An 11,812-nucleotide genomic window follows, 5' to 3' on the forward strand; every position below is an offset into this window, starting at 1 on the left:
CCTACGGACCGAAAGGGCGACTGCCATGAGCGATGCCACCCCGGCACCCCGGCCCACACCGGTCGGGGGTGCCTACCCGCTGACCCCCATGCAGGAGGGCATGTGGTTCCACTCGCTCCTCACCCCTGAGGACGACGCCTACGTCGAACAGGTCGGCGTTCTCATCGAGGGCCGGCTCGACCCGGCGGCTTTCCGCCGCGCCTGGATGGCGGCCGTGTCGCGGCACACGGCACTGCGTACCTCCTTCCACGCGGTGGAAGGAAAGCCACCGGTCCAGCTGGTCCACCGCACCGTCGAGGTGCCCTGGAAGGAGGAGGACTGGCGTGACGTCCCGGAGCCGGAGCGGGACGAGCGACTGGCGCAGCTGTTGCGCCGCGACCGGGAGGCCGGTTTCGACGCGGCCCGTCCTCCGCTGTTGCGCTTCATGCTGCTGCGGCTGGACGAGGCCGTCCACCAGTTCGTCTGGACGCACCACCACCTGCTGCTCGACGGCTGGTCGGTGCCGCTGGTGCTGCGGGACGTGGCCGCCGGCTATGCGGCCGCCTGCGGCGGCGGTGCACCGCAGCTGCCCGCTGCTCGCCCGTTCGAGGACTACGTCACCTGGCTGGCGCGTCAGGACCTGAAGGCCACGGAGCGGTTCTGGCGTTCCGAACTGGCCGGCTTCACCGAGGCCACCCCGCTGCCGTTGGACCGCGGCACAACCCCCGCCCCCGAGGAGGGCGAGGGCGGTGCGCACCGGGTCGAGCTGCCCGAGAGGGTGGCCGAGGACCTGGACGCCCTGGCCCGGCGCGGGCTCACCGTGAGCACCGTCGTTCAGGGTGCCTGGGCGCTGCTGCTCGGCCGCTACAGCGGCGAGCACTCCGTGCTGTTCGGCACCACCACGGCCGTGCGGCCCCCGGAACTGCCCGGCATCGAGGACCTGGTCGGTCTCTGCATCAACACCGTGCCCGTCCGGGTGCCCATCGAGCCCGGCACACCGGCCGTTCAGTGGCTGCGGACCCTGCAGCACCGCTTGGTGGAGGGGCGTCAGCACGCGCACCTTCCGCTCTCCCGGGTACAGGGCCTGGCCGACCTGCGCCCCGGCGCCCCCCTGTTCGAGTCGCTGGTGGTCTACGAGAACTACCCGTCCGACCCTGGCGGAGTCCGGCTCGACGACACCGGCCTGACCTTCCGCCGCAACGCCGGACAGGAACGGACGACCTTCCCGCTGACGCTGGTGGCGCTGCCCGGCCGGGCCCGGGGTCCGGCCCTCCAGCTGATCTACGACGGCCACCGGATCGGCTCGCGGGAGGCAGCCACCCTGCTGCGCCGGCTCGTTCACCTGCTCTCCGCACTCGCCGCCGCACCCGACACCCCCATCGGCAGGCTGCCGCTGCTGCCACCGGAGGAGGCGCTGCGGCTGGCCGCACAGGGCAACGCCACCAGCACCGCATACCCGCGCGAGCGCGGGCTGTTCGAGCAGTTCGAGGAGCAGTGCTCGGCCCGAGCCGATGCCATCGCCCTGAGCGAGGGCCCCCGACAGTGGACGTATGGCTACTTGGCAGACCGGGCGGCGCACGTCGCCGGCCGGTTGGCCGACCGAGGCCTGCGGCCGGGCGGCCGCGTCGGCGTCTTCCTACCGCGCTCGACCGCCTTCGTACAGGCCGTGGTCGGCATCGTGCAGGCGGGTGGTGCCTATGTACCGCTCGACCCCGGATACCCCGCGGCACGGCTGGCGCGCATGATCGCGGACAGCGGGCTCGACCTCATCGTCACCGACGCCGAGCACGAACCTGGCATGCCCGAGGCTTCCGGCGTGCCGACGCTCCGCATCGACGCGCCTGCCGACCCGGTCGGCTCCCCGCGGCCCGCGCGGCACAAGGACTGCGGGGAGTGGCCCGCGTACGTGATGTACACGTCGGGATCGACCGGGGTTCCCAAGGGCATCGTCATTCCGCAGCGCGCCGTCAGCCGCCTCGTGCTCAACACCGACTACGTCGACCTCGGCCCGGGCGATCGGATCTGCCACACGTCCAACACCGCCTTCGACGCAGCGACGTTCGAGATCTGGGGCGCGCTGCTGAACGGTGCCGCCCTCATCGTGATGGACGGGGACGACGTTCTGTCCACTGGAGGCTATGCCCGCACGATCCGCGAACTGGGCGCCACCACCGCCTTCCTGACCACCGCGCTCTACCAGCAGATCGCCGCGGCCGACGCCACGGCCTTCGCCCCGCTGCGCACTCTGATGTTCGGCGGCGAGCAGCTCGATCCGACGCTCACCGCGGCTGTGCTGCGCGAGGGTCCTCCGGAGCGGCTGCTGCACGTCTACGGCCCGACCGAGAGCACCACCTTCGCCCTGTGGCACCGGATCCGCGACGTCCCCGACGGCGCCCGTTCCGTGCCGATCGGCCGGCCCCTGGCGAACACCATCGCCTACGTCCTCGACGAGGCCGGCAACCTGGTGCCCCCCGATGCGGTCGGCGAGCTGTACGTCGGCGGCGACGGGCTCGCCCACGGCTACGCGGGGCACCCCGCGTTGACAGCAGAGCGCTTCCTGCCCGACCCGTTCGGTGCCGTCGGCGGCCGCATGTACCGCACCGGCGACCTGGTCCGGACCGACGGGGACGGCGCGGTCACCTTCCTGGGCCGGACCGACCAGCAGGTGAAGCTGCGCGGCTTTCGCATCGAACCCGGCGAGATCGAGCAGGCCCTGCAGCGCCACCCGGCCGTACGCGCCGCCGCGGTGCGGCTGCGCGACGGCGGTCCTGGCGGGGACCGGCAGCTGGCCGCCTATGTTGTCGCCGAGGGGGCTGCCCCCACCGCCGCGGAGCTGCGCGCGCACTGTGAGCGGCTGCTGCCGGAGTTCATGGTCCCCGCCACATTCACCCTGCTGGACGGCCTGCCACTGACTCCGAACGGCAAGACCGACTACCGCGCCCTGCCCGTCCCCGAGCGGACGGCCGCCGGCCCCGACAGACCGGGGCGGCGCGAACCGCGTGGCGCGATCGAGGCGGTCGTGTGCGGCATCTGGCAGGACGTCCTCGGCCTTGAACGGGTCGACCCGGGCGACGACTTCTTCGTCCTGGGCGGGCACTCGCTGACGGCGGCCCGGGTGCACAACCGTCTCCGCGAGGTGTTCGACGTCGACCTGCCGTTGCGGCTGGTGTTCACCGAGACGACGGCTGCCCGGCTTGCCGCCGCTGTCGAGAAGGCCCGCGACGAGCGGGACGGTGGGCCCGCGGAACCGGTTCCCGAGCTGCGGCACACGCCGGAGGCCGGTCCGGCCCCGCTCTCGTCCGCACAGCAGCGGCTGTGGTTCCTGGAGACCTGGGAGCCCGGCACGGCCCTCTACCACATCACCGGCGCGGTCCGATTTCACGGCAGCCTGAACGTTGCCGCGCTGAGGAGCGCCTGGCAGCGGCTCGTGGGCCGCCATGACGCGCTGCGGATCCGCATCGACGACAGCTGCCCCCAGGAACCGCGCCAAGTGGTGACCCCGCGAATCCGTGCTGATGTGCCGCTGTTCGACCTGAGCGGGGTGGCCGAGCCCGACCGGCACAACCTCACCACACAGCTGGTAGGTATGGCCACCGGTACCCCGTTCGCGCTGACCGAGGGTCCGCTGTGGCGGCTTGCGCTGCTGCGGCTGGGACCGCAGGAGCACGTGTTGGTCTTGGCCCTGCACCACCTGATCGCCGACGGCCGCTCGCTGGAGGTGCTGCTCGAGGAGTTGGGCGCGGGGTACCGGGCCATGCAGGACGACGGCGCGGACGAACTCGCACTGGCGCCGCTACCGGTCACCTTCACCGACTACGCCCGCTGGCAGCGCTCGTGGCTCGGCGGTGAGCGGCTGGCGCGGCAGCTCGCCTACTGGCGTGGGCAGCTCGCCGGCGTGGCGGACGCCCCGCTGCCCACCGACCGGCCTCGTGGGGAGGCCGGAGTGACCGGTGATGCCGCGGTGGTGGCCGCGGAGTTGCCCGGCCCGGTGGTGGCCCGCCTGCAGGAATTCGGCAACGAAGCGGCAGTCACGCCGTTCATGGCGTACCTGACGGTGTTCGCGATGGCTCTGGGACACAACCGGCACCTGGGGGACGTGGTGGTCGGCACCCCGATCGCAGGCCGCGGTCGTGCGGAGCTGGAGAACACCGTGGGCTTCTTCGCCAACACGCTGGTGTTACGGATGAGTCTGGAGGGGGACCCCACCTTCCGCGAGCTCTTGGAGCGCACCCGCGAAGTCTGCCTGGATGCCTATGCCCACCAGGACGTCCCCTTCGAACGAGTGGTCCAGGAGCTCAGACCGGAGCGCAGCGAGGGCCATCTTCCGCTGTTCCAGACCTGGTTCGTGGTGCAGGACACCCCGGAGCTGGCCGAGACCTTCCCCGGGATACGGGTCGAGCCGCTGCGCGGCGGCACCCGGCAGGCCCGGTACGACCTGCGGCTCGACATCCAGCGGCAGGGCGGGCGGCTGCGCGCCACATTCGAGTACAAGACCGCACTGTTCGAGAACGCGACCGTCTCCCGGCTCGCCCGGCACTTCGAGCGCCTGGTCGAGTTGGCGGTCCTTGAACCGGATGCCCGACTGTCGGACCTCACCCGGCGCATCGAGGCCGTGGACGAGCGTGCACGCCGCGAGCGAAGCGGCGCCGTCAGCCTGGCCAGTTTGAACCGTCTGAAGAACGCTCGTCGGGAACGCACGCGGGACGCGGGCGAGCCCGAGCCTAGGCAAGGAGGACGTGCATGAAGTCGGCCATCGAGGGATTCCGGCTGTCGAGCCAGCAGCGCCGTGTCTGGAGCCTGTTGACGACAGGAGGCGCGGCCGGCTACGCGGTCCGCTGCTCCGTCCGCCTGCCGGAGCCCTGCGACGCCGAGGCGCTGCGCGGCGCGCTCGGGCGGCTGGTGGCCAGGCATGAGATTCTGCGGACCGGTTTTCGCCGCCCTGAGGGTGCGGATGTGCCGCTCCAGGTGATCGACGAGGAGGGCGGAGAGGTCGCCCTCACGGTTCATGACCTGCAGGGAAGTGCGCCTGAGGAGCAGCGCAAGAGGTGTGCTGCGCTGTGGGAGGCACTGCGCACGGCCCCGTTCGACCTGGAGAGCGGCCCGGTCATCCAGGCCCTGCTGGTCCGGACGGACGCGGCGGAAGCGGGATCGGGCACCCGCCTGCTGCTGCGGGTGTCGGCGATGTGCGCGGACGTGGCCTCGATGGGTGTCCTGGTCGCCGAGCTGGGGCAGGAGCTGGCCGGCGAGAAGGACCAGGCCGATGACGAGGTGCTGCAGTACGCGGACCTGGCCCAGTGGCAGCAGAGCCTTCTGGACGAGGCGGAGTTCGAGCTCGAGCGAGAGTACTGGCTCGGCCGGGACCCGGCCGCCCTGGCACGTCCCGAGCTGCCTTTCGTGCAGCGCGGCGCGCACACCGCGCCGTACCGGCCCGGCTCGACGGTCAAGTACCTGACGGAAGGGACGAACGCGCGGCTGCGCGCGCTGGCCGAGACATGGGGCGTCCCCCTCTCCACCGTGGTGCTGGCCAGCTGGCGCCTGTTGCTTGACCGGATCACCGACGGTGGGCGGTTCGCCGTCGACGTCCGCTTCGGCAACCGGCGTGCCGAGGAGCTGCGGTCGGCCGTCGGACCGATCGCCAAGTACCTGCCCGCCTCCGAGAAGCCGGAGGGCGGCGAGCAGCTGGCGGCGTTCGTGCTGCGGCTCCAGGCGGAGCTGGAGCGGATGGCGGAGGTCCAGGAGTACTTCGGCCGGGAGCAGCTCGACTCCCGTCTGCGCCAAGGGGAGTCGGGCGGCGCCGGGGAACTGGGTGACGGCGGCTTCGGGGCGGGCTTCGACTGGGAGAACGGGGAAGCGTCAGGGGCGTTCGACACGGCTGTCGACCGCCCCGCCATCGATGTCCTGGAAGCGGTGACCGAACGGTTCGAGGTACGGATCTCGGGCTGGGAGGAGCAGGGCGGCGTGCGGCTCGAGCTGTGGCATGACCTTGGCTCGATGTCGGCGGCCGATGCGCTGCTGCTGCTGGGCCAGCTGTGCGCGGTGCTGGGCCGGGTCGCGGAGGACCCCGAGGTCACGGTGCGGGAGCTGGCCGTCGTGGAGGCGAAGCCGGAGGACGGGGCACCGTCGTCCGTGTTCGCCGTCCGCCCCGACGGCGGCACAGATGTGTCCGGGGCTGGGTTTGTGCATGAGCGGTTTGCTGGGTGGGCGGGGCGGGTGCCGGGTGCGGTGGCGGTGGTGGCGGGGGATGGGGTGTTGTCGTATGGGGAGTTGGAGGGTTGGTCGAATCGGTTGGCGTGGTGTTTGCGGGGGTTGGGTGTGGGGGCTGAGGTGCGGGTGGGTGTGGTGGCGGGGCGGTCGGTTGGGTTTGTGGTGGGTTTGTTGGGTGTGTTGAAGGCGGGTGGTGTGTTGGTGCCGTTGGATCCGGGGGTGCCGGTGGGGCGGCGGAGGGTGATGGTGGAGGAGGCTGGTGTGGGGGTTGTGGTGGGTGGTTTGGGTGATGTGGCGGGTTTGGGTGAGGGTGTTGTGGGGGTGGATGTGTGGGGTGAGGGGGTGGCTGGGTGTTCGTCGGATCCGGTGGGTTCTTCGGGTGCGGTGGGTTCTTCGGGTGGGGTGGGTGTGTTGGGGGGTGAGCAGTTGGCGTATGTGGTGTTCACGTCGGGGTCGACGGGGGTGCCGAAGGGTGTGTGTGTGACGCATGGGGGGTTGGCTGAGTATGTGGCGGGTGTGGGGTCGGTGTTGGGGTTGGGGTCGGGTGCGGTGTTCGGGGTGGTGTCGTCGTTGGGGGCGGATCTGGGGTTCACGGCGGTGTTTTCTGCGTTGTGTTCGGGGGGTGTGCTGCATGTGTTGCCGGAGGAGTGTGTGGGGGATCCGGTGGAGTTTGGGGGGTATTTGGCCCGGCATGGGGTGGATTGTGTGAAGGTGACGCCGTCGTTGGTGCGGGCGTTGGTCGAGGGTGGTCGTGGGTTGGGTGTGGAGGGTGTGGGTGTGTGGGTGGTGGGGGGTGAGGCGTTGGACTGGGGTGTGGTGCGGGGGCTGCGTGAGGTGGCGCCGGGGTGTCGGGTGGTGAATCACTACGGGCCGACGGAGACGACGGTGGGGGTGTTGGCGTTCGAGGTGGGGGATTGTCTTCCTGAGGTTGATGGGTCTGTTGCGGGTTCTGATGGTGCTGTTGTTGAGGGTGTGGGTTCGGTGCCGTTGGGGTGGGGTCTGGGTGGGGCGCGGGTGGTGGTGCTGGATGAGTGGTTGAGGCCGGTTCCGGTGTGGGTCGAGGGTGAGGTGTATGTGGGGGGTGCTGGTGTGGCGCGGGGTTATGTGGGTGGTGGTGGTGTGTCGGGGGAGCGGTTTGTGGCGGATCCGGTGGGTGGTGGGGGTGGTCGGTTGTATCGGACGGGGGATCGGGCGCGGCGTTTGGGTGGGGGGGAGTTGGTGTTTGTCGGGCGTGGCGATGATCAGGTGAAGGTGCGGGGTTTCCGGGTGGAGCCGGGTGAGGTGGCGGCGGTGTTGGGGGCGCATCCGCTGGTGGGTGGGGTTGTGGTGGTGGGGGTTGGTGCGGGTGTGGGGGTGCGCTTGGTGGCTTATGGGGTGTGGGAGGGGGTGGGTGAGGAGGAGTTGCGTGAGTGGTGTGGGCGGTTTTTGCCGGGCTATATGGTGCCGTCGGTGTTTGTGGGGTTGGAGCGGTTGCCGGTGACGTCGAATGGAAAGGTGGATCGGTCGGCGTTGCCGGTGGTTTCGGTGTCGGCTTCTCGGGGTGCCGGCGGGGTGTTCGAGGCTCCGGTGGGTGTGGTGGAGGAGTTGTTGGCGGGGGTGTGGTGTGAGGTGTTGGGGGTGGAGCGGGTTGGGCGTTGGGATGATTTTTTTGTGTTGGGTGGGGATTCGATTATGTCGATTCAGGTGGTGGCGCGGGCGGCGCGTTTGGGGTTGGGGTTGTCGACGCGGTTGTTGTTCCGTCATCGGTCGGTGGGGGCGTTGGCGCCGTTTGTGGGTGGGGGTTCTGGTGGGGTGTTGGGTGAGCAGGGGGTGGTGTCGGGTTCGGTGGTGCTGACGCCGGTGGTGCGGTGGTTTGTGGAGGGGGGTGGTGCGGTCGGTTTTTACAACCAGGCGGTGTGGTTGCGGGTGTCTGGTGGGGTTGATGTGGGTGTGTTGGGGCGGGTGTTGGTGGGGTTGGTGGGGCATCACGATGCGTTGCGGTTGCGGTTGGTGAGGGATGGGGTGGGTGGCTGGGTTCTGGAGGGTGTGGGTGTGGGGGGTGTGGTGGAGCGGGTGGTGTTGGGTGTGGTGGATCTGTCGGGGGTGCCGGAGGGTTTGAGGGGGGATGTGCCGGGGGTGTTGGAGGGGTTCGCGGGTGCTGTGGGTGAGGGTGTGGAGGTGGGTTCGGGGTGTTTGTTGCGGGGGTTGGTGGTGAGGTTGGGGGGTGAGGATCGGGTGTTGTTGGTGGTGCATCATTTGGGGGTGGACGGGGTTTCGTGGCGGGTGTTGCTGGAGGATCTGGGGCTGGGGTACGGGCAGTTGATGTCGGGAGATGTGCTGCGGTTCCCGGTGAAGACCACGTCGTTCCAAACCTGGGCCCAACACCTCGACGAGCTGGCCCAGTCGGACGAGTTGCTGCCCGAACTCGACCACTGGACCTCGGTGCTCTCCGGAAAGGGTCTGGCGGTGCCGCGGGACACCGATGCCGATCCTGCGGAGGTCAATACGTATGCCGCCGCCGCCACGGCGGCCGGCCGGCTGGACCCGGCGGAGACCGAAGGACTGCTGCGCCCGGGCACGGCCGATGTCGGCGCACTCGACCTGCTGCTCGCCGCGCTGGGCCGGACCCTGGCCGAGTGGACCGGCGATACCCGAGTGGTCGTGGAGATGGAGGGGCATGGCCGCGAGTCTCGCTGGGACGACGTGGATGTCTCGCGGACGGTGGGATGGTTCACCACCATGTACCCCCTGGCCCTGGACTTCCCCCCGGCGGCCGACGGGGCGGCTGACGACGTGTCCCGGGTGCACCGCACTCTGGCCGCGGTTCCGGGCGGCGGACTCGGCTACGGGCTGCTGAGGCACAACCGGAGTGATGCCGCGGCTGACGGGCTGCGCGCGCTGCCCCACCCCGAGGTGCGCTTCAACTACCTCGGTCAGCTCTCGACGGGCGGCCCGGGCGAGGACGGCGTCTTCACCATGAGCCCGGACAGCACCGGACCCACGGCCGCACCGGACGGCATACGCCGCTACCTCCTGGACATCACCGCGGTGGTGGCCGAGGGGCGGCTGTATGTGAATTGGATCCACTGCCCGCACATCCATGACACCGCCACCGTCGAGCGGTTGGCGGCCGCCTTCCTGGACCGGATCCGGGAACTGTGTGCCGCCCACGCCGGGACGGGATCCACGAGTCCCCGCGACTTCCCGCTGGCCCAGCTCGACCAGGACCAGTTGGATGCCCTCGCGGCTATGTTGGGGGACGAGGAGGACTGACAGCCGGCAGGCCGGGCCGGAACTCACCGCTGCGCACCCGGGCGACCTCGCGCATGTAGCGCCACCGGTCCGGCAGGACGCTGTGGCCGGCCCGGACCGCCGCCGCCAAGGCGTTGAACTCCCACTGCTCGGTCCGTGTCCAACGCTCGCCGAGCAGTTCCCGGACCTCGGGCGGAATCGTGCCGACCGCCAGCAGGCGGGCCGTCCGGCCCAGCGCCTCCCGGAGCGCCGGCCAGGCGGCGTCGAGGCCGGCCGGCAGTCCGGGCGGGCGCGGCGGGCGCCGCATTTCCTCGAGCAACGTGCGGGCCGCGGGAGTGTTCGTCAGGCCGTGCAGGATCATGTCCCGGAAATAGCGGCGAAACTCCTCCACCGTGGGTGGCATCTCCCGCTCGGGAACTTGCAGGACGCGGCCCAGCTGCCGCGACTCCGCGTAGAGGCGTCGCAGCTGGGCTGGGCGTAACGGGCGGCCGAACAGCCGCCGGGTGGTGGCATAGCGCTCGAACAAGGTGGCATTGACCCAGGCGTACGCCGCTCCGTTGAGAGCATGGTAGGTGCGCCCGTGCTCGTCGACGCCCCGGAACGAGCGGTGCAGCGCACGGAGCCGCTCCCCTTCCGCCACCGCCAGCGGGCCGCCGTAGATGTAGCGGAGCATCGAGGATCCGGTTCGCATCGCACGTCCCCACGAGTCGGAGCCCAACACCGAATGGCGGGAGACCGCAGCGCCCACCATCGGATGCGCCACCTGAAGCAGGAGCGCGGAGGGGACGATCAGCAACGCGCGGTACTCGCCGGCGATGTCCCACATCAGCGAACCGGGGCCCAGTGGCTCGGGAGGCATCCGGCCTTCGGCCGGCGGGTTCGTCGTCACCGTGGCAACGCTAGTCGGTCCGCGTCCCGCTCGCGGCTGCCGGCGGCGAGAAGCGCTTCCGGCCGCCGACCACACGAGTGTGGTCTGCGGCCGGAAAGGGGTACGGGGGCGAAAGTGGGCGTCAGCCCACCAGGTGGGGCTGCTGCCGCGTGGTCTCCAGCACCTGGTTGCCGATCCGGTACCGGAAGACGATCTGGCGCCTACCGGCGTGGGACTCGATGGCGAAGGTCTGCTCCTCGGTCCAGCACAGCGGCCGGAAAGCCCCGTTGCCAAGATGGGCCAGCTTCGTCTCGTGCTCACCCAGCTTCACCATGAGGTGGCCGTCGCGAACGGACAACTCCGCTTCGACGTCGTCCTTCTCGAACGCGTTCCACTCCTTGGCGGTGGGAAACTCGGGATAGGGCCTGAGGAAGGACGAGGGCAAGGTGATTGCGCCACTGAGGCCCTTCAGATCGTCAGGCAGTGATTGGCCTCCGTTGAAGTACATGATGTCCTCGGTCTCGATCTCCTTCCGCAGCTGCTCCGGAAAGAGTTCGAAGAGCCGTTCGCTGATGTAGCAGTCCAGGATGAGATGGACCCGCGCTGCCTCGCCCTTGTTGTAGAGGGAATGTGGCGTTCCGAAGTTCGCGTACCAGAACTCGCCGGGCTGCCAGCAGTAGTCCTTTCCGTTGAGGACCAGGACGGCGTGGTCGTTTGTCACGACCGGGATATGAAGGCGCACCCAGCCCGCGGAGAGCCCATAGGGTCGGTCGGAGTGCTCGAGTACCGATTTTCCGGCGGCGAGCGAGCTGAACCGCACCGCGCGCAGCGGCAGGTCGATGGTCTCCAGGAGCTCCCGAACATACGGGGTGTGCTTCATGTACTGCGTGTCGGCTACCTCGTCCCGCCCGGAGCCCTCCGCGTCTCCGCCCGAGATGCGCAGTGGGAGGTAGGCCCATCCGCCGGCGTCCTCTTCGTCCGAGTCCTCTGGGGTCGGATTGGTGTGGGTACTGAAATGCTTTTCAACTGCGTACAGGTCCGCGCGCAGCCGATCGGCATCAATTTCGGGCCGCAACTTAACCGCGTCTGGCAGCATCGACACGTTCTCCCCATGCGTGGGCTGGATTTGACGAGGTTTGCCGACTTGCGGGTGGCGTACATCCGAACCCCGCTCGGCGCAGGGGAGTACGAAAACTCCCAGGCGAAATTCGCCCACATGCTAACCCGCTCGGAGTAGTGCAACAAGGGCAACGGGCTGACACCGTGGGCGTGCACGAGGTCGGCGAGCAACCAGGGATCTTTCCGCTGTCCACCTTCACCGAGTTGGACGCGGCTGGTGGCTGAGGCGGCCCCGGAGACGGCGAGCAACTCCTCGAACGTGCTGTTCGCTACCGCACGGTGGGGGACATGTCCTGCACCGGAGCGGTGGAGTCGACCGCGAGCCGACGCACCAGCGCCGACGACAAGCCGTCGGCGGCTGCCATCCGCAGGTCGGCGCTGCTGACGGCGCCGCTCACACGGTCGCCATGA

4 protein-coding genes and 1 pseudogene are annotated in these 11,812 nt (G+C 69.9%); 3 read left to right on the plus strand and 2 right to left on the minus strand.

The genetic code is table 11. From position 1 onward, the window contains the following. Positions 1-25 precede the first annotated feature (25 nt). Positions 26-4,723 (plus strand): amino acid adenylation domain-containing protein, encoded by a 4,698-nt coding sequence (locus tag ACZ5NH_RS04855; RefSeq protein ID WP_468772981.1) that lies wholly within the window; start codon positions 26-28, stop codon positions 4,721-4,723. Then, positions 4,720-9,435: an amino acid adenylation domain-containing protein gene (locus tag ACZ5NH_RS04860; RefSeq protein WP_468772982.1), complete on the plus strand. Its 4,716-nt coding sequence runs from the start codon at positions 4,720-4,722 to the stop codon at positions 9,433-9,435. The genes ACZ5NH_RS04855 and ACZ5NH_RS04860 overlap by 4 nt, the downstream gene beginning before the upstream one ends. On the opposite strand, the gene ACZ5NH_RS04865 is transcribed toward ACZ5NH_RS04860, so the two are convergent. Both ACZ5NH_RS04865 and ACZ5NH_RS04870 read right to left on the minus strand, forming a co-directional pair. Then, positions 9,410-10,303, minus strand: coding sequence for an oxygenase MpaB family protein (locus ACZ5NH_RS04865; RefSeq protein ID WP_450982027.1), 894 nt, complete (start codon positions 10,301-10,303; stop codon positions 9,410-9,412). The genes ACZ5NH_RS04860 and ACZ5NH_RS04865 overlap by 26 nt on opposite strands. 121 nt (positions 10,304-10,424) lie before the next feature. Beyond that, positions 10,425-11,378, minus strand: a complete 954-nt coding sequence (locus tag ACZ5NH_RS04870; protein ID WP_468772983.1) for an aspartyl/asparaginyl beta-hydroxylase domain-containing protein — start codon at positions 11,376-11,378, stop codon at positions 10,425-10,427. A gap of 170 nt (positions 11,379-11,548) precedes the next feature. Here ACZ5NH_RS04870 and ACZ5NH_RS04875 point away from each other — a divergent pair. Next, a pseudogene (locus ACZ5NH_RS04875) lies at positions 11,549-11,812 on the plus strand (hypothetical protein); the annotation flags it as partial.

The sequence above is a fragment of the Streptomyces sp. NPDC031426 genome (assembly GCF_055581585.1).

Excerpts from the sequence above, each read along its gene's own strand:
- ACZ5NH_RS04855 (WP_468772981.1), top strand. The coding sequence starts at position 26 with ATGAGCGATGCCACCCCGGCACCCCGGCCCACACCGGTCGGGGGTGCC.
- ACZ5NH_RS04860 (WP_468772982.1), top strand. The coding sequence starts at position 4,720 with ATGAAGTCGGCCATCGAGGGATTCCGGCTGTCGAGCCAGCAGCGCCGT.
- ACZ5NH_RS04870 (WP_468772983.1), bottom strand. The coding sequence starts at position 11,378 with ATGCTGCCAGACGCGGTTAAGTTGCGGCCCGAAATTGATGCCGATCGG.